This window comes from Stenotrophomonas maltophilia (assembly GCF_006970445.1).
In the GTDB taxonomy this organism is placed as follows: domain Bacteria; phylum Pseudomonadota; class Gammaproteobacteria; order Xanthomonadales; family Xanthomonadaceae; genus Stenotrophomonas; species Stenotrophomonas maltophilia_AU.
Map to the genome: position 1 here is coordinate 1,997,491 of NZ_CP033877.1, position 22,126 is coordinate 2,019,616.

The window sequence follows — 22,126 nt, forward strand, 5'->3', positions numbered from 1 at the left end:
CGGGGCGGGCCCGGGCAACCCGGTACGGGCCTAGAACTTCCAGTTCACGCCGAAATACAGCTGGCGGCCGGCGTACAGGTTGGACAGCAGGCGGGCCTGGCTGTCGTTGCCGATGTAGCTGCGCAGCTCGGACTTGGTGGCGTTCAGCACGGCAGCCGTGACCGTCCAGTCCGGGGTGAGGTTGTAGGCCACGTTCAGGTCAAGCTGGCTGTACGGCTTGGTGTAGGTGGTCATGCCATTGTTCAGTCCGCCGACCACTTCGCCACGCCGGTTGTACGAAGCACGTGCCAGGAACTTGTCGTTCTCGTAGAACACGGTCACGTTGGCCTGGTTCTTGGCACTGCCGACCAGCGGCGATGAGCCGATTTCCTCGCCGTCCAGCACGATCGAGGCCAGGTTGGTGTCGTTGTAGGTGTAGTTGGCCTGCACACCCAGACCGAAGTCGAACGTGTACTGGCCATACAGTTCCACGCCCTGCGACACGCCATCGCGGCCGTTGGCCTGTGTCTCGTACTTCTGCACGGTCACCGACTGCCCACCGACATTCATCTGCTGGTCGCGCACCACCGGCACGGTGAAGTTGTCCACGTTCTTGCGGAACAGCGAAACACCTGCGACCGCGCCCGGCTTGAAGTACCACTCCAGGCCAAGGTCGAACTGGACCGCCTTGAAGGGCTCCAGCGCCTTGTTGCTGCCCGAGCCGTACCAGCCGGGCGTGTCGGTGCCGCCGGTGACACGGCGATCGTTGGCGTACTCCTCGCTGATGTAACGCAGGCCGCCAGGGTAGGCGATGCTGGTGTAGCTCGGGCGCGCGACCACCTTCGATGCCGCGCCGCGCAGCACCAGGTTATCGGTGATGTCCCAGGCGATGTTGAAGCTGGGCAGCACGTCGGTATAGGTCTTTTCCAGCGACGACAGGGCGTACACCTTGTCGCGCACCTGGGGGTCAGGGAGGCGGACGAAGCCGCCCTGGCAGCGCAGGTTCGGATCGGCGGCCGGATCATCGCAGCTCATCGGCGCGCCGCTGGCGTTGTCGACGAAGTAATCGTTGAAGCGCTCGACCGAATCGCTGGACTGGGCGAACTGCTTGGTGCGCACCACGCGCACGCCGATGTTGCCGCGGACGCGCTCGGTGCGGAAGTTGGCCTGGAAGTATCCGGAGTAGATCTTTTCGTTGACGTCGTAGACGAAGTCTTCCTCGGTACGATTGTGCGAGCCGCCGTAGGTCTTGTTCAGGTAATCGATGTAGGCCGGGTAGTTGATGCCCGGGAACACGTTGGCGTTGAAGGCGCCGGTGATGTTGCTGATCGGGTTGGACAGGAAGAAGCCCGGCTGCGCATCGCCTGCGGTCGGATCGCAACCGGCCTGGTAGCGATTGTTGTCATAGTCGGACGGGTCCAGCCCCGGGCATACCCAGTAGGTGTTGCCGGTATTGCGGTGGACCTTGCCATCGCGGTACTTGGCACCGAACTGGATCGAGTCCAGCCAGCCGGCCTCGAACAGTTTGGTGACGTCTGCCTGGAAGTAGTTCTGCTTGACCTCCGTCTGCATCCACGACGAGTCGGTCGAACCGGTATCGACTTCCGCGACGCCAGCCATCAACTGCTGCTGCAGGTCCGGCGAGAACTGCACCGACGGCGTGCCGGTGAGGTCCCACGCGGTGTACTGGTTGCCGGACTGCCACTGGTTGCCGACCTTGCGACGCGGCTTGGCCGACATGCGGAAGTTCATCGACGGGCCACCTTCGGACCAGGTGCGGCCACCGGTGAACGAGGCCTTCCACAGCGGGCTGATGTCCCAGTCGATGGTCAGGTCAGCGGTCTGCGACAGCGCCTTCTCCTTGCTGTAGCCGCCGGTGAGCTGCGGGGTGGGGATGGTGCAGTCGTCCGGGCCCCAGCCGCCGGGCTTGAGGCCGGCGGCCGCCGCTTCATCCTCGCTGCAGTAGTAGGTCTTTCCCGCCAGCTTCTGGTACTGCGCGCCAGTAACGATGCTGCCACTCGGGTCGAAGTCCAGGCCGTTGAGCAGGCGGCCGCCGGCCCAGTTGCCGTCCTGGTTGTAACGGGCCAGGTTCCACTCCGGCACCTTCAGCATGTTCTGCGTGTAGTCGCCCTGCAGTTCGAAGCGGAAGTAGTTGGCCGTCATCGTAACGTTGTCGACCGGCTTGAACTGGAAGGTCAGCTGCCCGCCCTTGCGCTCGCGCTTCTCTTCCTTCACTGCGAAGTTCACCGAGGTCGGCATGAAGAACTCGCTGTAGTTCTTGCCGGCCTGGTTGTTGAAGCCGGACTGGCCCCACCAGTAATGAATGCCATCCTGTTCCAGCAGATTGCCGTTGGCATCGCGGGCCGTGGTGCCGTTGCCGTACCACTGGTAGTCCTCGGTGCTGGCTTCCATGGTGCGGGTGGTGCGGTTCTGCTGGGTCACGCCGACCAGCACGCCGAAGCGCTCATCCTTGCTGTGCCATGAGTACAGCGCCGACACCTGCGGATCGACATCGTGGCTGGTGTCGGAGGTGGTGCCCTCCAGGTTCACGTAGCCGGAGTTGGATTCCATGTCGAGCGGGCGCCGGGTATGCAGGATGACCGTGCCGCCGATGCCGCCTTCGTCGATGCGCGCTTCCGGCGACTTGAACAGCTCGGCGCTGGACAGCATGTTCGACGGCAGCAGGGTGTAGTTGAAGGAGCGGGTCGCTTCGTTGTTGGTTTCCGAGGAGGCGACGAAGTTTCCGTTCAACTGGGTCAGGGTCAGGTCCGGCGCAAGGCCGCGCACGCTGACACTCTTGCCCTCACCACCGCTGCGGGTGATGACGACGCCGGGTACGCGCTGCAGTGCGTCGGCGACGTTCTTGTCGGGGAACTTGCCGACGTCTTCGGCGGTGATCACTTCGACCACCGCGTTGGCATCGCGCTTCTGCTCAAGGCTCTTTTCAATGGCGTAGCGGTAGCCGGTGACCTGGACGCTGTCCAGCGTGGTGGCATCCTGTGCGCCGGTGGACGTGGCCTGCTGCGCGGCGGCGCCAGCCGGAATGACGGCGGCGGCCAATGCCAGCGCGATGGCCAACGCCAGTGCGTCCTGGCCATGCGTGCGTGTTGAATGCTTCATTCCCATCTCTCCCTCTCTCCTGGATTGATCCGGTGACGTGGCACGGACAACTTGAATCGATCTAATTTGAAGTGACTTTGTCGCTGTCGCCATGCAGTGGCAGTAGCACCGCGCGCGTGGCCTGGTACGTCCTGTTGCTGCTCCCCCAACTCCCGGCCATCGCAGCGTCGTCTTGGATCGATCTAAGCGATGGGCGGGCGATTTTTAGCATGGGTCGCCCGTGGGCGCATGCTGCTCCGCAATATGGTACTGGCGTGGCGAAGGGATGACGGTTTGCTGAAATCAGTGAAATCGTTTTCGTGCGCAGGGGAGGGTGGGCCGGCAGGGCGGCGCCCTGCACCTGCGGTAGTGCCGGCCGCTGGCCGGCAAGAGCCGAAGCCAAAGCCGAAGCCGAAGCCAAAGCCAAAGCCAAAGCCAAAGCCAAAGCGGCTCTGGGTTGTCTGTGGGTTGGGCAGGGCGGTGTCGGATTGCGGGGACGCCGTAAACCCGTCCATGGGGGCTTGGCCGCGGCATCCATGCCGCGGACACCCCGCAATCCGACACCGCCCTGCCTTCGACAGTTTCCCGGTGACGGTTGGATGGGTCCTGGGGACGGCATGGGGAATGGCTTGGGGTCAGATCCGTTTTCCGTTGGAAAACGGATCTGACCCCTGATTGATTTCGATATCCGACAGAGATTGATCCACGCATGGCGTGGATCCGTTGCAGATCGCGGAAATCTGTCGAAGGCGGGGTGGGTCCGGTTGCGGGGGCGTGAGCCGCATGGATGCGGCGACCGAGCCTACATGGACGTATTTACGGCGTTCCCCGCAACCGGACCCGCCCCGCCATCCCACGGATAGCCGGCTTTTGCTGTTGCTGTTGCCGTTGCTCCAGCTCGTAGCAGGTGCAGGGCGCAGCCCTGCCGAACACCCCTCTCATGCTGCGCCGCAGAATGCATTCGGCTGAACCTGCATGCTCTACTTGAATCGATCTAAATTCACGGTCTGGTGGGTCGGGCGTCATTCCAGGGGGAGCTCTCTGCCAGTCGAGGCGGGGCTCAGCGGAACGGTGCCGGATGGCCCTGGCCGTCTGCCTCCGCGTCATCGACTACAGGAACCCGACATGCGTCCAGTGCCGTCCGCTCCCGCCGTCCCATTGTCCTCGCGCCCGCTGGTGCGCCTGGCCTGCCTGCTCGCGCTGTCGTCAGTGCCGGTGCTGCTGCAGGCCGCACCGGCCGCGCTGGAACGCGAGGTCAATACCTTCATCGGCAGCAAGGACGATGGCAATACGTTCCCGGGCGCGTCGGCGCCGTTCGGCCTGATCCAGGTCAGCCCGATCGGCAGCCACTATTCGGGCTGGCGCTACGACGACGAGAAGATCCGTGGCTTCGGCCATTCGTTCATTTCCGGCGCCGGCTGCTGGGAGCAGGGTGGCCAGGTGTCGGTGCTGCCGGTGACCGGTTCGATCGGCCCGGGCGGCGATTTCGATACCGGCAATGCCAAGCAGTTCGACCACAAGGCGTATGCCTCGTCGTACACCCATGACGGCGAGGTCGGCCAGGCCGGCTATTACAAGGTGCGGCTGACCAGTTACGGCGGCATCGATGCCGAGGCCACTGCGCGTACGCGCGCCGCAGCCGAGCGCTATACCTTCAGCCAGCGCCAGGGCGATGGCCACGTGCTGGTCAACGTCGGCCAGGCCAACGAACGCCACTCGGTGATCGGCAGCGTGGTCGATGTGGTCGGCGACCGCGTGGTTGAAGGCAAGCTGGTCACCAAGAGTTTCTGCGGCGGCCATCAGTACACCACCTGGTTCCGCATCGAGTTCGACCGCCCGTTCAAGGCGCATGGCACCTGGGGCGAGGGCGGTGGCCTGCCGGGTGCACGCCACAGCATGGAAGGCGAGCAGAAGCCCAACGGTGCCTGGCTCAGCTTCGACCTGGCCAAGGGCCAGTCGGTGACAGCGGTCAGTGCGATCTCGCACGTGGACGCCGAAGGCGCGCGCACCAACCTGCGCGCGGAGGGCATGCAGGGTGGGTCGTTGCTTGGTTTCGACCGGATGCGCGTGCTGTCCCAGCAGTCCTGGCGCGAGCAGCTGGGCCGGGTGCGCGTGCAGGGGGGCAACGCCGACGACCGCGCCGTGTTCTACAGCGCGGTCTACCACGCGCTGCTGCAGCCGATGACCGGCAACGACGCCGACGGCCGCTACCGCGGCTATGACGATGGCATCCACCGTGCCGACGGCTGGACCTACTACGAGTACTTCTCGCTGTGGGATACCTACCGGGCGCAGAACCAGTGGCTGGCACTGACCCGCCCGGACGTGGCGCGCGACATCGGCCGTACCCTGCTGGCGATCGACGAGCAGGGCGGTTGGCTGCCGCGCTGGGGCTATGCCAACTTCGAGACCAACATCATGACCGGCGATCCGGTCACGCCGTTCATGGTCGACCTGTGGCGCTTCGGTGCACTCAAGGGTCGTGAATCGCAGGCCTGGGATGCGCTGCGCCGCAATGCCTTCGGCAGGCCGCCGCTGAACTCGCGCATGGCCGGCCGTTCCGGCAACCCGACCTACCTGGACAAGGGCTATGTGGTCTACGACCGCGCGTTCCCGTCCAAGGGCATGGACGTTGATCCGCATCACGGCGGTTCGGCCACGCTGGAATACGCGCTGGCCGACTGCGCGCTCTCGCAGATGGCCGACGGCCTGGGCCATGCGCAGGATGCGGCGACGCTGCGTGAGCGCGGCCGCAACTGGCGCAAGGTGTGGGACCCGCAGGTGCGCGACGCCGAGACCGGCTTCACCGGTTTCCCGCGGCCGCGTACCGAGGATGGCCAGTGGTACACGCCGGCCGATGGCCACTACAGCCCGCGTTCGCACCATGGCTTCCATGAGGGCACGGCGTGGCAGTACCAGTGGCTGGCGCAGCAGGACGTGCCGGGCCTGGTCGAAGCGATGGACGGCCGCGAGCAGGCCGGCCGCCGCCTGGATGCATTCTTCGCGATGGATGCGCTGCAGGCCGACCCGCTCAACGCCGCCCGCAAGGAGTGGGTGGTCGGGCCCTACAGCTACTACAACCAGTTCCGCTACAACCCGAACAACGAGCCGGACCTGCATTCGCCGTGGCTGTACACGCTGATCGGCCAGCCGTGGAAGACCGCCGCCGTGGTGCGTGCCGCGCAGCAGTTGTTCACCAATGCCCCCAACGGCGTGACCGGCAACGATGACCTCGGCACGATGTCGGCCTGGTACCTGTTCAGCGCCATCGGCGTGTACCCGGCGGTGCCGGGCAGCGGCCAGTTCCTGCTGCACACCCCGCGCTTCAGCAAGGTGGAAGTGGACATGGGCAATGGCCGGACCCTGCGCATCGAGGCGCCGGGCGCCGATGGCCGACGCCTGCAATATGTGCAGGGCGTGCAGGTCGACGGCCAGGCGCATGCACCGGTATGGCTGGACTGGAACCGCCTGCAGCAGGGCCCGCGCCTGCACTTCACGCTCGATGCGAAGGCGCCGGAGCAGGGCTGGGGCACGGCGGTGAAGGACCTGCCGGTGTCCTGGTGCGCGGCACCGGGCAGCCAGCTGCGCTGAGCCGGACTGTGCCGTTCGCGGTGACCCAGCGAACGGCACGGCACGACACGGCCCTGATCCATTAGGCTTGAGCCTCCAGCGGAGTCCGGGAAGACGATGAACGACAACGGCAGCAGTCCCAGCAAGCGCGCCGGCAAGGCGGTGACGGTGACCGACATCGCGCGTGCCATCGGCGTGTCACGGGCAACCGTGTCGTTGGTGCTGCGCGGCAGCCCGCTGGTCAACGTCGATACCCGCGCCAAGGTCGAGGCCGAACTGCGCCGTCAGCGTTATGTCTACAACCGCGCGGCAGCGAACCTGCGCCGGCGTACCTCGTCGAGCATCGCGCTGGTGATCAACGATCTGTCCAACCCGTTCTTCGCCGAATTCGCATCGGGCGTGGACGAGGCGCTGGGCGGGCGTGGTTACGTGACCCTGCTTGGCAGCACCGGCGAATCGCCGGAGCGCCAGCAGGCAGTGCTGTCCACGCTGATGGAGCACACCCCGGCCGGCCTGATCCTGTCACCGGCCGAGGGCAGTGACACCGCGCTGTTGCGGCAGGCGCTGGGCGCCAATGCCAACGTGTTGTTGTTCAACCGCGAACTGGAAGGGGCCGACTGGGACTTCCTGACCCTGGACAACCAGCACGGTGCCTATCTGGCCACGCGCCACCTGATCGAGCGTGGACATCGCCAGATCGCCTTCTTCGGTGGCCACGCCGCGTCGAGCTCGTGCCACCAGCGCCGCGCCGGTTTCCAGCAGGCGCTGGCCGAAGCGGGCCTGTCGCTGCCGCCGGGCTGGATGATCGAGTCCGCGCCGAACCGCCTGGAAGCCGCGGCGCGCACCGATGAGCTGTTTGCCGATGGCCATCGCCCGAGTGCGGCGGTCTGCTACAACGATACCGTCGCGCTGGGCCTGATGCTGGGCCTGAATTCGCGCGGCATCCGTCCGGGCGGCGACTTCGCCGTTACCGGCTTCGATGATATTTCCGAGGCATCGGTCGCGGTGCCGCCGTTGACCACGCTCACTGCCGATCCGCGCGAGCGGGGTCGGCAAGCTGCCGCGCTGCTGCTGCAACGACTGGATGAACCGGACGCGCCGCCACGGCGCACGGTCGCGCCGGTGCAGCTGCGCATCCGCGAAAGCAGTGCCGCGCGACCGAACTGATTCCCTTCATACCCCCTTCCACGCAACAACGACCTTCCGCGCATCGAGGCGCGTACCGCATGCCGATCTCCGCAACGCCCCGTCCAACGGGATCTTCGGGCAACGCACCCGCCGTCACCAACGGCAAGGCGTTGGCTGTCGTCACCACGATCTTCTTCATGTGGGGCTTCCTGACCTGCCTCAATGACATCCTGATCCCGCACCTGAAGGCGGTGTTCGAGCTGAACTACGCCAAGGCGATGCTGGTGCAGTTCACCTTCTTCGGCACCTATTTCCTGATGTCGCTGCCGGCGGGTCGCCTGGTGGCGGCGCTGGGCTACAAGAAGGGCATCGTGGCGGGCCTGGTGATTGCCGGTATCGGTGCGCTGGGCTTCTGGCCGGCGGCCGAGCTGCGCGTGTATGGCGCCTTCCTTGGTGCACTGTTCGTGCTGGCCAGCGGCATCACCGTGCTGCAGGTCGCTGCCAATCCCTACGTCGCGCTGCTGGGCCCGGAGCAGACCAGCTCCAGCCGCCTGACCCTGGCGCAGGCGCTGAACTCCCTTGGTACCGCCATCGCGCCGATCTTCGGTGGCATGCTGATCCTGTCCAACACGGTCAAGAGTGCCGATGAACTGAGCGCGCTGCCGGCCGCCGAGCAGTTGGCCTACCGCGCCGCCGAGGCGCAGGCCGTGCAGGGCCCGTACGTGGGCCTGGCCGTTGCGCTGGTGCTGCTGGCGCTGTTCGTGTTCCTGTTCCGCCTGCCGGCGCTGAGCGACGCCACCGAGCAGGCCGACCAGGGCCACCATCACAGCTACCTGGATGCGCTGCGCAAGCGCCACCTGCTGCTGGGCGTGCTGGGCATCTTCTTCTACGTCGGCGCCGAAGTGTCGATCGGCAGCTTCCTGGTCAACTACCTGTCGATGCCCAACATCGGCGGCTTCAGTGAACAGGAAGCCACGCACTACGTGTCGGCCTACTGGACGATGGCGATGATCGGCCGCTTCGCGGGCTCCGCGCTGCTGGCGCGCTTCTCGCCCAGCCGCCTGCTGGCGATCTTCGCGCTGGTCAACGTGGCCCTGCTGGTCACGACCATGCTGACCTCCGGCAACATCGCGCTGTACTCGGTGGTGGCGATCGGCCTGTTCAATTCGATCATGTTCCCGACCATCTTCGCGCTGAGCATCGAGCGCCTGGGCCCGCTGACCAACAAGGGCTCCAGCCTGCTGATCATGGCCATCGTCGGCGGTGCCGTGGTGCCGTACCTGCAGGGCGTCCTCGCCGATCACATCGGTGTGCAGGCCAGCTTCATCCTGCCGTTGCTGTGCTACGGCTACATCATTTTCTACGGACTGGTCGGCGCACGTACGCCGGCTTCCGCAACGCAGGGAGGCTGAGTCCGGAATGGGTGCCATTGTCTGCTTCGGCGAAATTTTGATCGATCTACTAGCGCAGCCGCCGGCCTCGGCCGACACCCCGCGCGCGTTCCTGCAGTATGCCGGCGGCGCGCCGGCCAATGTCGCGGTAGCCGCCGCGCGGCTGGGTGCGAAGACCCAGTTCGTTGGCATGCTGGGCCGTGACATGTTCGGTGACTTCCTGGCCGACAGCCTGGTCGAGCACGGTGTGGGCACCGATTACATCGTGCGTACCGATGCGGCGAAGACCGCACTGGCCTTCGTCGCCCTCGACGCCGGTGGCGAGCGCAGCTTCAGTTTCTACCGCCCGCCGGCGGCGGACCTGCTGTTCCGTGACAGCGATTTCCAGGCCGCGTGCTTCGACAGCGCGCAGTGCTTCCACGTCTGTTCCAACAGCCTGACCGAACCGGCCATCGCCGAGGCGACCTTCGCCGGCATGGACCGTGCCCGCACTGCCGGCGCGGTGGTCAGCCTGGACCTCAACCTGCGTCCTGCCCTGTGGCCGGCGAACGAGGACCCGACGCCGCGCCTGTGGCAGGCGCTGGAGCGCGCCGATCTGATCAAGCTGTCGCGCGAGGAGCTGGAGTACCTGGCTGCACCGCTGGGCGACGACGGCGAGGCGGCGGTGCTGCGTCGCCTGCTGGCCGCGCAGGCGCGCTGGGTGATCGTCACCGATGGTGCAGCGACGCTGCATTGGTACACCCGCGACAACCACGGTACGGTCACCAGCTTCCGCGTGGCCACGGTCGACACCACGGCGGCCGGTGATGCCTTCGTCGGTGGCGTGCTGGTCGGCCTGCTGGAGCGCGGCGGGGCCGGTGCAGGTTTCGCCGCGTTCTGCCAGGACCCGGAGGCGATCACCGCCACGCTGCGCTTCGGCGCCGCGGTGGGTGCGCTGGCGGTTACCCGCAAGGGCGCGTTCGCCGCGATGCCCTCGCTCGATGAAGTGCAGCAGTTGCTGCAGGCACAGGACATTACCGCATGAGCACCACACCCGATTTCCGTTCGCCCGCGTTCCTGCGCGCGCATATCGCCGACACGATGGCGTTCTACCATCCGCGCTGCATCGATCCGAACGGCGGCTTCTTCCACTACTTCCGTGACGACGGCAGCATCTACGATGCCAGCCACCGCCACCTGGTGAGCAGCACCCGTTTCGTCTTCAACTACGCGATGGCCTACCGCGAATTCGGCAACGCCGAATACCGGGAAGCGGTCGAGCACGGCGTGCGCTACCTGCGCGAGGTGCACCGCAACCCGGTGACCGGCGGCTACGCCTGGACCCTGCGTGATGGCAAGGTCGAGGACGACATGAACCACTGCTACGGCGTGGCCTTCGTGCTGCTGGCCTACAGCTGCGCGTTGAAGGCGGGTGTCGAGCAGGCCCGCGACTGGATGGACGAGACCTGGCAGCTGCTGCAAACGCGCTTCTGGGAGCCGCAGCACGGCCTCTACAAGGACGAAGCCGATGGCCAGTGGAACTTCACCGGCTACCGCGGCCAGAACGCCAACATGCACATGTGCGAGGCGATGCTGGCGGCGTTCGAGGCCAGTGGCGAGCAGCGCTATGTCGAGCGCGCGCTGCAGCTGGCCGACAACATGACCCGTCGCCAGGCCGCCAAGGCCGGTGGGCTGGTCTGGGAGCACTACGATGAGAACTGGGAGATCGACTGGGACTACAACCTGGACGACCCCAAGCACCTGTTCCGCCCGTGGGGCTTCCAGCCGGGGCATCAGACCGAGTGGGCCAAGTTGCTGCTGATCCTCGATCGCCACGTGCAGGCCGAATGGCTGGTGCCGACAGCGCAGCACCTGTTCGACGTGGCCGTGGCGCGCAGCTGGGACGACGCGCGAGGCGGCCTGTACTACGGCTTCGCACCGGAATCGCGCCGGCAGCCGGGCATGGATGGCGCGCCGATCGGTGGCGACAGCTTCGTCTGCGACGACGACAAGTACTTCTGGGTGCAGGCCGAAACGCTGGCCACCGCCGCACTGATGGCCAAGCGCACCGGCGACGACCGCTACTGGCAGTGGTACGAGCGCATCTGGGCGTACTCGTGGGAGCACTTCGTCGACCACCAGTACGGCGCCTGGTTCCGCATCCTCGATGCCGACAACCGCAAGTACAGCGACGAGAAGAGCCCGGCCGGCAAGGTGGATTACCACACCATGGGCGCGTGCTACGAAGTGTTGAACGTGGTGCGTTGAAGATCGTTCGAATGCAGTAGTGCCAGGCCATGCCTGGCGATCCGAAATCGGTAGCGCCGGGTCACGTCCGGCGGAAAAACAGGAGCTCCGCGTGCATCGTCTTTCCCTCGTTGTCCGTCTGCTCCTGCTGCTGATCGCAGCCTCCGCCTTCCCGGCAACCGCAGCGCCGCTGCAGGCACAGTGGCAGTTCCGCATGCTGCCCGGCGACGCCGAAGGCGCAGCCCATCCGGGCCTGCAGCAATGGCGTGCCGCCAAGGTGCCGGGCAGCGTGCACACCGACCTGTTGGCGCATGGGCTGATCCGCGATCCGTACGTCGGTGCGCCCGAGGCCGAGCTGCAATGGATCGGCCTGGCTGCCTGGGAGTACCGCGCCCGCTTTGACGTGGATGCGGCGACGCTGGCCAGGCCCAATGCCGAGCTGCGCTTCGATGGGCTGGACACCTACGCTGAGGTCAGCCTCAACGGCAAGCCACTGCTGCGCGCGGACAACGCGCACCGTACCTGGCGCGCGCGCGTGGAAGGGCGCCTGCGCGCGAACAGCAATGAGCTGCAGATCGTGTTCCGCTCGCCGATCCGCACGCTGCTGCCGGGCGTACTGGCGATGCCGCACAAAATCGCCGGCAACTATCCCTCGCCCTATGGGGATGAGCCCAAAGACGCGATGGTCGGCAACTTCGCGCGCAAGCCGGCCTACCACTTCGGCTGGGACTGGGGCCCGCGCTATGTCACTGCCGGCGTGTGGCGCGGCGTCGATCTGCAGGCCTGGGATACGCACCGCCTGACCGATCTTGCCGTGCGCACCGATGCATTGGACGCCCGGCAGGCGAAGCTGGCGGTGCTGCTGCAGGTGGAGCAGGGCAGCGCCGCCGGTTCTGCGGTCGTCAATGTGGATGTGCGCGATCCGCAGGGTCGCAGCGTGGCCCAGGTGCAGCGCACCGTGCTGCTGAAGCCCGGTCAGAACAATGTTGAACTACCGATTGAACTGGCGGAACCAAAGCGCTGGTGGCCGGTCGGCCATGGCGCGCAGGATCGCTACACGGTGCAGGCGCGCCTGGATGGTGGCGCCGATGCAACGCTGGTGCGCGAGCAGCGCATCGGCCTGCGCACGGTTGAGCTGCGCCGCGAGAAGGACGGCAAGGGCGGGCAGGGCTTCGCCTTCGTCATCAACGGCGTGCCGATCTTCGCCAAGGGCGCCAACGTGATTCCGTTCGACGCCTTCCCCGCCCGTGTCGATGCCGCGCGCCTGCGCCAGGTGTTGACCGCCGCGCGCGATGCCAACATGAACATGCTGCGCAACTGGGGCGGTGGCTACTACGAGGATGACGCGTTCTTCGACATCGCCGACGAGCTGGGCCTGCTGGTCTGGCAGGACTTCATGTTCGGCGGCGGCATGCAGCCGGGCTACGATCCGGCCTTCCGTACCAGCGTGGTGGCCGAGGCGCGCGACAACGTGCGCCGACTGCGCCATCACCCCAGCATCGTGTTGTGGTGTGGCAACAACGAGGAAGAGACCGCCTGGAAGGACTGGGGCCACGGCCGCGATCTGAAGGCAGCCGATCCGACCTTCGCGGCGAAGGTCTGGCAGGGCTATGTCGACCTGTTCGGCAACGACCTGCGCCAGGTGGTCAGCGAGGATGGCCTGGGCGTGCCGTACTGGTCCAGCTCGCCGAGCAACGACCTGGATGAGAAGGCCAACGATTCCACGCGTGGCGACAAGCACTACTGGCAGGTGTGGGGCAATCCGGCGCTGCCGGTGCAGGCCTATCTGCGCGAGACGCCTCGTTTCATGTCCGAGTACGGCCTGCAGGCGTGGCCGGCAGTGGCCACGGTCGACCAGATCGCCACCCGCGCCGAGCAGCGCATCGACAGCCCGGTGATCCGCGCGCACCAGAAGTTCATGGCCGGCGAAGGCAACAGCCGTCTTCTGCATTACATCGAGATGGGTTACGGCACGCCGAAGGACTTCGAGGACTTCGTCTACCTCAGCCAGGTGATGCAGGCCGATGGCATCGCACTGGCGGCACTGCATCATCGCGCCTCGCGGCCGTACACGATGGGCTCGTTGTATTGGCAGCTCAACGACGTCTGGCCGGGTGCTTCATGGTCCAGCGTGGACTACTTCGGTCGCTGGAAGGCGCTGCACTTCGCCGCGCGGCGCTTCTTCGCGCCGGTCACGCTGGCGGCATTGCGTGATGAGGGCAGTACGCGGGTGCGCCTGATCAATGATGGCGCTGCTACAGATGCACGTTGGCGGTTGCGGGTGATGGATGGGGACGGCAAGGTGCTGCGTCGTCGCGAGGACGCGGTGACGTTGACGGCGGCGGGTGTCACCTCGATCGGTGATTTCCGCGATGCCGAACTCCTGGCCGGTGCCGATCCGAGGCGCACGGTGGCGGTGTTCGAGCTGCTGCAGAACGGGGCGGTGAGTGCCCGCCAAGTGGTCGGATTCGTCGAAGCCAAGGACCAGGTGTTGCCGCGGCAGAAGCTCAAGGCCACCTTGTCCATCGAAGGCGACCACTATCGACTGCGGCTGGAAAGCGCGGCTTACGTGCGCGCGACGTGGATCGATTTCGGTGCGCTGGACGTGCAGGTCGAAGACAACCTGCTGGACCTGCTGCCGGGCGAAACCCGGGACATTGCGGTGCGCGGCCCGGTGGATCTGACGACGCTGCGCGAAGCGCTGAAGCTGAGGACCCTCAACGACCGTTGAGGGCGGCACATCCTGTTCGGTAGGTGCCAACCTTGGTTGGCATGTCCCAGAAACGCGGTCCGGCAGCCTGGTGGGGGCGGCACGTTGGTCCGCACACCTCGATCGTTGAAGGCGGCACATCGGCACATCCTGTGCTGGTAGGTGCCAACCTTGGTTGGCACACCCGGAACATGCCAACCAAGGTTGGCATCTACCCGTCGCTTTACAGCTGGATCTGCTGGAAGTTCTCGACCCGCTCGTGGCCGTTGGTGGCCTGGCCGGTGCGCGGCAGCGGGTAATCGTCCAGGCGATCAATCAGGCGGGTCTGCAGGCCGGCTTCGCGAGCGGCATCCAGTTCTTCCACCACATCGGACAGGAACAGGATCTCGCCGGCCTGCACGCCGATGGCCTGCACGATGCGGCGGTAGCTGTCGGCCTCGCGCTTGCCGCCGATCTCGGTATCGAACCAGCCCGACACCAGCGGGCTGAGGTCACCGGCGTCGCTGAAGCCGAAGAACAGCTTCTGTGCCGGCACCGAGCCGGAGGAGTACACGTACAGCGGCAGGCCGGAAGCATGCCAGCCCTTCAGCACCGGCGCCACTTCCGGGTAGAAGTGCGCGGTGTAGTCGCCGCGACGGTAGCCTTCGTCCCAGATCAGGCCCTGCAGTGCCTTCAGTGCGGTGTGCTTGCGGTCCTGGTCAATCCAGCCCTGCAGCGTCTCGGCCACCAGGCTGTCCTGGCAGGCGCCGCCGATCTCGGTGGCCACCGCGTCCAGCCAGCGGCGGACATCCGGCTGCTGGCCATGTTCGGCGACGAACGCCGGCAAGGCCTTGCGGGCATAGGGGAACAGCACGTTCTTGACGAACGAGATGCTGCTGGTGGTGCCTTCGATGTCGGTCAGGATGACGCGGGGCTGCATGGATCAGGACGCCTGGGTAGGTACGTAACGGGGGAACTTCTGCGCGATGTCGGTGCCGGTGAAGTGGCCGACCCAGCCATCCGGCTCGGTGAAGAAGCGGATCGCCACGAAGCTGGGCTCATCGCCCATGTCGAACCAGTGGGTGGTGCCATCGGGCACGGCGATCAGATCATCCTTCACGCACTCGATCTCATAGACCTTGTCGCCCACGTGCAGGGTGAACAGGCCGGAGCCTGCGACGAAGAAGCGCACCTCGTCTTCCTTGTGGAAGTGCTCGTCGAGGAATTTCCTGCGCAGCTCGGCGCGGTTCGGGTTGTCGGGGGCGATCGAGGCTACGTCGACGCTCTTGAAGCCGCGCTCGGCGACCAGGCGGTCGATGTCCGCGCGGTAGGCCGCGAACACTTCCTCCTGGCTGGCGCCCGGCGCGACCGGCGCGGTGGCCTGCCAGCGCTCGAAGGTGACGCCGATCTTCTGCAGTTCGGCAGCGATGATCGCGCCGTCCTGGGTATCCAGCAGCGGCGATTCGGGGCGGGTGTCGTCGTAGATGCGCAGTCGGCTCATGGCGGCAGCTTGAACGTCTCGGGGGGAAGACAGGGTAGCAGGGTAGGGGCGAGGCGCAGATTCCGGATCGGAATCTGCACCTGCACGCAGGCTCAGCCGCGCAGCTTGCGCAGCTCGAGCTCGCAGTGGAACAGGAACTCGAACGCTTCCATGTGGCGGCGGGCCTCGGCCATGTCGCGGCCCCAGGCGTACAGGCCGTGGCCGTCGATCAGGTAGCCCCACAGGTTCTGCCGGTCGAGCAGATCATCGACCTGTTTGGAAAGCACGTTCATGTCCTGGGTGTTGGCGAACACCGGCACATCGATGGCCATCTCGTGGGTGCTGTTGCCGGCGAAGGCCTTCAGCAGCTCGTAGCCTTCCAGGCGGATGTGACCCTGCGGCGCATACAGGCGCGAGGCGATGGTCTGCACCGGCGAATGGGTATGCAGTACGCAGCCGACGTCCGGGAAGCGACGGTACAGCTGGGTGTGCAGCAGGGTCTCGGCGGAGGGGCGCAGCGGGCGGCCGACAGCCAGGCCGTCGAAGTCCACCACCATGATGTCGTCCTCGATCAGCCGGCCCTTGTCCTTGCCGGACACGGTGATCGCCGCGTGGCGGTCGTCCAGGCGGTGGGAGAAGTTGCTGCTGGTGGCCGGGGTCCAGCCGGCGTGGGCCAGTTCGCGGACGTTGTCGATCAGCAGCTGGGCCAGTTCGCTCAGGCGCGCGGTGTCGTACGGGAAGGAGGGGGCGTTCATGCCGGTGATTTTACTGGATTCGGCTCGTCGCTGGACCTGCGCAGCAGCGGCAGACCCGCTGAGCGTGCAAGGCGCGGCAGTGCGTTGTCACAGGGGCTGCAGGATTTGGATCGAGGTAGGCACAGCGCTAGCTGAATGGGGGAGGCCGCCAGCACGCTGGAAGCGATTCCGGTCGTGGACAGCCTTCATGCTTCGAAACACCATCGAGTGGCCGCAGAGATTCCGGCGAGCGCCAAGGACAGGAGTATTTCGATGATCGCGCGCGCGATGGGAGTGATGGGGGTGATCGGTGTCGTGCTGGCCTGCAGTGGCTGCACGATGGAATGGGTGAAAATGGACGCGGGAGCACGGCCATTCGGCCCCGCCCACTCGAGTTGCGCGGCGCGGGCCGACGATCACTGGCCGGTGAGGAATGAAGTGGCCACGCGCACCGTCTACGAGGACCGCAAGGTGCCCTGCAGGCTCGATGAAGTCTGCACGATCGACGGCAAGTACAACATGGTGCCGATGCCGAAAGAGGAGAGCTACATCGTGGACGTCAATGCGTCCGACCGCGGCAGCGAGTTCCGGGGCTGCATGGCTGGCGCAGGCTGGCAACAGCAGCTCATCTGGTTCAATCGTCGCTAGGCGAGGCGGGTGCCTCGCACCCGCAAGCGGAAGGGCAGGGCCGTCGTGGCCCTGCCGTTCTTACTGACCCCGCAGACGGCTGTGCCTGAAGCCATAGCAGAAATAGATCACGAAACCGACGAAGGTCCAGACGCCCATCAGCATCCAGTTGTGCATCGTCATCGCTGACAGCAGCGCCAGGCAGCTCAGCACGCCCAGGCTGCAGATCAGCCACGCCATCGGCATGCGGAACGGTCGCGGCAGGTCCGGCTGGGTACGGCGCAGGATCAGCACGCCGGCGCACACGGCCGCGAACGCGATCAGCGTGCCCATCGAGGTCAGCTCGCCAAGGATGTCCAGCGGGAACAGTGCCGCCAGCAGCGCGATGCCGATGCCGGTGATCACGGTGTTGATGTGCGGGGTGCGGTACTTCGGATGGATCTTGGTGAACACCGGCGGCAGCAGGCCGTCGCGGCCCATGATCATGAAGATGCGCGGCTGGCCGATGATCATCACCAGCACCACCGAGGACAGGCCGACCAGCGCGCCGACTTCGACCACCCAGCGCAGCCAGCCCAGCTGCGGATGCGCGGCCACGGCAGTCACCACCGGCTCATCGGTGCCCAGCAGCTGGAACGGCACCAGGCCGGTCATCACCGCCGCCATCGCGATGTACAGCACGGTGCAGATCACCAGCGACAGCATCATGCCGAACGGCATGTCGCGCTGAGGATTCTTCGACTCCTGCGCCGCCACCGACACTGCCTCGAAACCGATGTAGGCGAAGAACACCATCGCCGCGCCACGCAGCACGCCCTCCATGCCGTACTTCCCGGGGCCTTCGTTGGCCGGGATGAACGGGGTCCAGTTGCTGGTGTCCACGTATTTCCAGCCGACCACGATGACCAGCACGATCAGGCCGGTCTTGAGCACGACCATCGCCATGTTCATCGCCGAGGACTTGCTGATGCCGACGTAGCACAGCCAGGTCAGCAGCAGCACCAGTGCGGCTGCCGGCAGGTTGGCGATCGCGCCGGTCGGTCGCAGCTGGGCGTCGAGCGGGGCACTGACCAGCGCTGCCGGTAGATGGATGTCGAACTGGCTGAGCAGGCTGAGGAAATAGCCGGTCCAGCTGACCGCGACCGCCGAGGCGGAGACGCCGTACTCGAGCACCAGCATCCAGCCGATGAACCAGGCCGAGAGCTCGCCGAAGGTGGCGTAGGTATAGGTGTAGGCACTGCCGGAAACCGGCACCATCGAGGCGAATTCGGCGTAGGCCAGGGCGCAGAAGGCGCAGCAGATGGCGGCCAGCACGAAGGACAGCATGATGGCCGGGCCGGCGTGGTTGGCAGCGGCCTGGCCGGTGATGACGAAGATGCCGCCGCCGATCACGGCGCCGATACCCAGGGCAGTCAGCCCCCAGGGGCCGAGGTGGCGGCGCAGGCTCAGGCCGTTGGCGTCTTCATGGGCGGCATGCGGGTGCTTGGTGGCCCACAGTTGCTTGAACATGTGTGGTGGTCTTGTCGAAGCGCGCCGTCAGGGGCGCGCAGGGAAAACGGACGGGCCGGCACGAGGCCGGCCCGTAGGCGGATCAGGGCGACTTGGCCAGCTTGCTGTTGCGGATGCCGTAGCCCAGGTAGATCAGCAGGCCGAGCAGCGTCCAGCCAACAAACAGGTGCCAGTGCACCACGAACGCCTGCCAGAACAGGAACAGGCAGGTGGCCGCGCCCAGCGGGCAGATGATCCACACCATCGGCACGCGGAACGGGCGGTGCAGGTCCGGCTTGGAATAGCGCAGCACCAGCACGCCGATGCAGACCGTGGCAAACGCGAGCAGGGTGCCCATCGAGACCAGTTCGCCCAGCACGTTCAGCGGCACCAGGCCGGCCAGCGCGGCGGCGATCACGCCGACCACGATGGTGGCGACGTACGGGGTGCGGAAGCGGGCGTGGACCTTGCCGAAGAACTTCGGCAGCAGGCCGTCGCGGGAGATCGTGTAGGCGATGCGGGTCTGGCCCATCATCATCACCAGCACCACCGAGGACAGGCCGGCGATGGCGCCGATCTCAACGAACGTCTTCAGCCAGGACAGAGTCGGGTAGGGTTCCAGCGCGGTGGCCACCGGCTTGTCGGTGCCCAGCAGGTGGTACGGCATCATGCCGGTCAGCACCGCACAGACGATGATGTAGACGACGGTGCACACGGCCAGCGAGCCGAGCAGGCCGATAGGCATGTTGCGCTGCGGGTCCTTGGTCTCGCCGGCGGCGGTGGAAACCGCATCGAAGCCGATGTAGGCGAAGAACACGATGGTGGCCGCACGGAACACGCCGCTCCAGCCGAACTCACCCGGCACGCCGGTGTTTTCCGGAATGAACGGCTGCCAGTTGGCGGGGTCGATGTGGGCCGCGCCGATGCCGATGAACAGGCAGATGACGGTGACCTTGATCGCCACGATGATCGCATTGACGAAGGCCGACTGGGTCACGCCCACGTACAGCAGGCCGGACACCGCCGCCACGATCAGCACCGCCGGCAGGTTGAACAGCTTGCCGGAGGAGACGAACTCGCTGCCGGTCCAGGCGATGGGCGCGGCGCTGAGCAGGTCCGGGAACGGCATATGCAGGGTGGTGGTGATGAAACTGATCAGGTACGCCGACCAGCCCACCGCGACCGAGGCCGAGGCAAACAGGTATTCCAGCACCAGGCACCAGCCGATGAACCAGGCCATGCCTTCGCCGAGGGTGGCGTAGGAATAGGAGTAGGCACTGCCGGAGACCGGCATCATCGCCGCGAACTCGGCGTAGCACAGGCCCGCCAGGGCGCAGGCGAAACCGGCGATCACGAACGACAGCATCACTGCCGGGCCAGCGTGGTTGGCTGCGGCCTGGCCGGTCAGCACGAAGATACCAGCGCCGATCACCGCACCCACGCCAAGCAGGATGAGGTGTTTAGCCGTGAGGGTCCGTTTCAACGTGGCTTCGCCGTCCAGGCTGCCTTCGATGGGTTCGCCGGCATCGACGTGCCCGGCCGGCTGGACCGGCTTGACCCTCAACAGAGCTTTCAGCATGCAGTACTTCCTAGTGATCGGATTGGGTGGGCCGCCGATACGTTGCCGGCAACCCTGGAATGGTGAAGGCCGCGCGAACGGCCCGCTGTACCTTAGCCAAAGCTGAAGCCAACGCACAAGCGCAATCGCAACAATGAACGGCGATAATGAGCAGTATTTTTCCAGACCGCCCCCATTCATGCGCCAGACCGCCGAAACCCTTGCCGTGCTTGACGATCGCCTGCGCGACCTGCTGCGGGACTACGCCCGCCGTGAGCCCGCCCACGACGCACTGGCTGCCGAATTCGGCACATTGCTGGACGATCCGGAAGATCCGTTCCGGCGTGAGCGGCTGGCCGGCCACTTCACCGCCAGCTGCTGGCTGGTCAGTGCCGATGGCCAGCGCCTGCTGCTGACCCATCACCGCAAGCTCCAGCGCTGGCTGCAGTTGGGCGGCCACGCCGACGGCGACCGCGACCTGGCCCAGGTGGCGCTGAAGGAAGCCGAAGAGGAGTCGGGCCTGAGCGGCCTGGTACTGGAAGACCCGGCCATCTTCGATCTGGACAAGCATTGGATTCCGGAGCGCAAGGACGTGCCGGGGCACTGGCACTACGACGTGCGTTTCGTGATCCGGGCGCTGGGTGGCGAGGCCTTCGTGCTCAGCGAGGAATCGCTGGAGCTGGCCTGGCGGCCGGTGACCGAAGTCGCGGCCGACCCGGAATCGGACGAATCGATGCAGCGCATGGCCCGTCGCTGGCTGGCACGTTGAGGAAAAAGGGGACGGAGGGGATTAAGTCGTTTATGCCGCATGTGCCGCAAACGACTTAATCCCCTCCGTCCCCTTTTTTGGCTCAGTACAGGATGCGCGTGCGCAGCGTGCCCGCAATCGCGGCCAGCTCGTCGCGCACGGCGGCGGCCTGTTCCTCGCTGGCGGTGATGTCGATCACCACGTAGCCCACCTTCGGGTCGGTGCGCAGGAACTGGCCGTCGATGTTGACGTTGTGGCGCGAGAAGATCTCGTTGACCTTGGACAGCACGCCCGGCACGTTCTGGTGGATGTGCAGCAGGCGCAGGCTGTCGGCGTGCTCGGGCAGGGTCACTTCCGGGAAGTTGACCGCCGACAGGGTGCTGCCGTTGTCGCTGTAGCGCACCAGCTTGGCCGCCACTTCCACGCCGATGTTGTCCTGCGCTTCCAGCGTGCTGCCGCCCACGTGCGGGGTCAGGATCACGTTGTCGTGGCGGGTCAGCGGCGATTCGAAGATATCGCCGTTGCCCTTCGGCTCGACCGGGAACACGTCCAGTGCGGCGCCACCGACGTGACCGCTGGCCAGGGCCGCGTCCAGCGCATCGATGTCGACCACGGTGCCGCGCGCGGCGTTGATCAGGTGCGCGCCCTTGCGCATCTTCGCCAGCTCGGTGCTGCCGATCATCCACTGCGTGGCCGGTGTCTCCGGTACGTGCAGGGTGACGATGTCGGCGCGTGCCAGCAGGTCGTCCAGGCTGGCTGCGGCGCGGGCATTGCCCAGTGCCAGCTTGGTTTCCACGTCGTGGAAGATCACCTGCATGCCCAGCGATTCGGCCAGCACGCCGACCTGGGTGCCGATGTGGCCGTAGCCGATGATGCCCAGCGTCTTGCCACGCACTTCATGGCTGCCGCTGGCCGACTTCGACCAGCCGCCGCGATGGCATTCGGCGTTCTTCTGCGGGATGCCGCGGGTCAGCATGATCGCCTCGGCGATCACCAGCTCGGCCACGCTGCGCGTGTTGGAGTAGGGCGCGTTGAACACCGGGATGCCAGCCAGTTCGGCTGCATCCAGGTCGACCTGGTTGGTGCCGATGCAGAAGCAGCCCACCGCGATCAGGCGCTTGGCCTCGGCCAGCACCTCGGCGCTGAGCTGGGTGCGCGAACGGATGCCGACGATGTGTGCCTCGGCGATGCGCGCCTTCAGTTCGTCCTCGGGCAGCGCCTTGGTGTGCGCCTCGATCTGGCTGTAGCCGGCGGCGCTGAACACCTCCACGGCGGTCTGGCTGACCCCCTCCAGCAACAGCACGCGGATATCCTGCTTCGGGAACGAGGTCTTCTTCGGCGACATGGGGCAACACGGCCAGTGGGACAGGGGCTGACCACTATGCCAGATCGGACCGCCGATGGTGCAG

The 22,126-nt window shown here is 66.2% G+C and carries 15 protein-coding genes; 8 read left to right on the forward strand and 7 right to left on the reverse strand.

Annotation, left to right across the window (positions count from 1 at the left end; translation table 11 throughout):
* Nucleotides 1-30: 30 nt before the first annotated feature.
* Nucleotides 31-3,105, reverse strand: coding sequence for a TonB-dependent receptor (locus EGM71_RS09315; RefSeq protein WP_188489381.1), 3,075 nt, complete (start codon nt 3,103-3,105; stop codon nt 31-33).
* 1,098 nt (nt 3,106-4,203) lie between these two features.
* On the opposite strand from EGM71_RS09315, the gene EGM71_RS09320 reads away from it, so the two are divergent.
* From EGM71_RS09320 to EGM71_RS09345, 6 genes are all read left to right on the forward strand, one after another.
* On the forward strand, nt 4,204-6,669 hold the full coding sequence (locus EGM71_RS09320; protein WP_188489383.1) for a GH92 family glycosyl hydrolase: 2,466 nt from the start codon (nt 4,204-4,206) through the stop codon (nt 6,667-6,669).
* 96 nt (nt 6,670-6,765) lie between these two features.
* Nucleotides 6,766-7,815, forward strand: coding sequence for a LacI family DNA-binding transcriptional regulator (locus EGM71_RS09325; protein WP_014037023.1), 1,050 nt, complete (start codon nt 6,766-6,768; stop codon nt 7,813-7,815).
* Nucleotides 7,816-7,874: 59 nt separating this feature from the next.
* Nucleotides 7,875-9,188 carry an L-fucose:H+ symporter permease gene (gene fucP, locus EGM71_RS09330; RefSeq protein WP_188489385.1) on the forward strand — a complete coding sequence of 438 codons (1,314 nt, stop codon included), beginning with the start codon at nt 7,875-7,877 and terminating at the stop codon, nt 9,186-9,188.
* Nucleotides 9,189-9,195: 7 nt separating this feature from the next.
* Nucleotides 9,196-10,191, forward strand: a complete 996-nt coding sequence (locus tag EGM71_RS09335; protein WP_188489387.1) for a carbohydrate kinase family protein — start codon at nt 9,196-9,198, stop codon at nt 10,189-10,191.
* Entirely contained in the window at nt 10,188-11,414 is a 1,227-nt protein-coding gene (locus EGM71_RS09340; protein WP_188489389.1) for an AGE family epimerase/isomerase, read from the forward strand. Before EGM71_RS09335 ends, EGM71_RS09340 begins: the two co-directional genes overlap by 4 nt.
* A gap of 91 nt (nt 11,415-11,505) precedes the next feature.
* Nucleotides 11,506-14,124, forward strand: a complete 2,619-nt coding sequence (locus tag EGM71_RS09345; protein ID WP_188489391.1) for a beta-mannosidase — start codon at nt 11,506-11,508, stop codon at nt 14,122-14,124.
* Nucleotides 14,125-14,326: 202 nt separating this feature from the next.
* On the opposite strand, the gene mtnC is transcribed toward EGM71_RS09345, so the two are convergent.
* The 3 genes from mtnC to EGM71_RS09360 form a co-directional block, all read right to left on the reverse strand.
* Nucleotides 14,327-15,022 (reverse strand): acireductone synthase, encoded by a 696-nt coding sequence (mtnC, locus tag EGM71_RS09350; protein ID WP_188489393.1) that lies wholly within the window; start codon nt 15,020-15,022, stop codon nt 14,327-14,329.
* A 3-nt stretch (nt 15,023-15,025) separates the two neighbouring features.
* Entirely contained in the window at nt 15,026-15,583 is a 558-nt protein-coding gene (locus tag EGM71_RS09355) for a 1,2-dihydroxy-3-keto-5-methylthiopentene dioxygenase (protein WP_012510903.1), read from the reverse strand.
* 92 nt (nt 15,584-15,675) lie between these two features.
* Nucleotides 15,676-16,317: a methylthioribulose 1-phosphate dehydratase gene (locus tag EGM71_RS09360; protein WP_126930649.1), complete on the reverse strand. Its 642-nt coding sequence runs from the start codon at nt 16,315-16,317 to the stop codon at nt 15,676-15,678.
* Between the two features lie 252 nt (nt 16,318-16,569).
* On the opposite strand from EGM71_RS09360, the gene EGM71_RS09365 reads away from it, so the two are divergent.
* Nucleotides 16,570-16,944 (forward strand): hypothetical protein, encoded by a 375-nt coding sequence (locus EGM71_RS09365; RefSeq protein ID WP_188489395.1) that lies wholly within the window; start codon nt 16,570-16,572, stop codon nt 16,942-16,944.
* A gap of 60 nt (nt 16,945-17,004) precedes the next feature.
* Here EGM71_RS09365 and EGM71_RS09370 read toward each other — a convergent pair whose 3' ends face one another.
* Both EGM71_RS09370 and EGM71_RS09375 read right to left on the reverse strand, forming a co-directional pair.
* Nucleotides 17,005-18,432: an amino acid permease gene (locus tag EGM71_RS09370; RefSeq protein WP_075674591.1), complete on the reverse strand. Its 1,428-nt coding sequence runs from the start codon at nt 18,430-18,432 to the stop codon at nt 17,005-17,007.
* A gap of 82 nt (nt 18,433-18,514) precedes the next feature.
* Nucleotides 18,515-19,990 carry an amino acid permease gene (locus tag EGM71_RS09375; protein WP_188489397.1) on the reverse strand — a complete coding sequence of 492 codons (1,476 nt, stop codon included), beginning with the start codon at nt 19,988-19,990 and terminating at the stop codon, nt 18,515-18,517.
* Between the two features lie 133 nt (nt 19,991-20,123).
* Between EGM71_RS09375 and EGM71_RS09380 the strand changes: the two genes are divergently transcribed.
* Nucleotides 20,124-20,738, forward strand: coding sequence for an NUDIX hydrolase (locus EGM71_RS09380; RefSeq protein WP_188489399.1), 615 nt, complete (start codon nt 20,124-20,126; stop codon nt 20,736-20,738).
* Between the two features lie 82 nt (nt 20,739-20,820).
* On the opposite strand, the gene serA is transcribed toward EGM71_RS09380, so the two are convergent.
* Complete coding sequence (gene serA / locus EGM71_RS09385; RefSeq protein ID WP_188489401.1) at nt 20,821-22,062, reverse strand: phosphoglycerate dehydrogenase; 1,242 nt, start codon at nt 22,060-22,062, stop codon at nt 20,821-20,823.
* Between the last annotated feature and the right edge of the window lie 64 nt (nt 22,063-22,126).

What these genes read in the sequence shown, in the direction of transcription:
- EGM71_RS09315 (WP_188489381.1), bottom strand. Translation starts at nt 3,105, where the DNA reads ATGGGAATGAAGCATTCAACACGCACGCATGGCCAGGACGCACTGGCG.
- EGM71_RS09320 (WP_188489383.1), top strand. Translation starts at nt 4,204, where the DNA reads ATGCGTCCAGTGCCGTCCGCTCCCGCCGTCCCATTGTCCTCGCGCCCG.
- EGM71_RS09325 (WP_014037023.1), top strand. Translation starts at nt 6,766, where the DNA reads ATGAACGACAACGGCAGCAGTCCCAGCAAGCGCGCCGGCAAGGCGGTG.
- fucP (WP_188489385.1), top strand. Translation starts at nt 7,875, where the DNA reads ATGCCGATCTCCGCAACGCCCCGTCCAACGGGATCTTCGGGCAACGCA.
- EGM71_RS09335 (WP_188489387.1), top strand. Translation starts at nt 9,196, where the DNA reads ATGGGTGCCATTGTCTGCTTCGGCGAAATTTTGATCGATCTACTAGCG.
- EGM71_RS09340 (WP_188489389.1), top strand. Translation starts at nt 10,188, where the DNA reads ATGAGCACCACACCCGATTTCCGTTCGCCCGCGTTCCTGCGCGCGCAT.
- mtnC (WP_188489393.1), bottom strand. Translation starts at nt 15,022, where the DNA reads ATGCAGCCCCGCGTCATCCTGACCGACATCGAAGGCACCACCAGCAGC.
- EGM71_RS09355 (WP_012510903.1), bottom strand. Translation starts at nt 15,583, where the DNA reads ATGAGCCGACTGCGCATCTACGACGACACCCGCCCCGAATCGCCGCTG.
- EGM71_RS09360 (WP_126930649.1), bottom strand. Translation starts at nt 16,317, where the DNA reads ATGAACGCCCCCTCCTTCCCGTACGACACCGCGCGCCTGAGCGAACTG.
- EGM71_RS09365 (WP_188489395.1), top strand. Translation starts at nt 16,570, where the DNA reads ATGATCGCGCGCGCGATGGGAGTGATGGGGGTGATCGGTGTCGTGCTG.
- EGM71_RS09370 (WP_075674591.1), bottom strand. Translation starts at nt 18,432, where the DNA reads ATGTTCAAGCAACTGTGGGCCACCAAGCACCCGCATGCCGCCCATGAA.
- EGM71_RS09375 (WP_188489397.1), bottom strand. Translation starts at nt 19,990, where the DNA reads ATGCTGAAAGCTCTGTTGAGGGTCAAGCCGGTCCAGCCGGCCGGGCAC.
- EGM71_RS09380 (WP_188489399.1), top strand. Translation starts at nt 20,124, where the DNA reads ATGAACGGCGATAATGAGCAGTATTTTTCCAGACCGCCCCCATTCATG.
- serA (WP_188489401.1), bottom strand. Translation starts at nt 22,062, where the DNA reads ATGTCGCCGAAGAAGACCTCGTTCCCGAAGCAGGATATCCGCGTGCTG.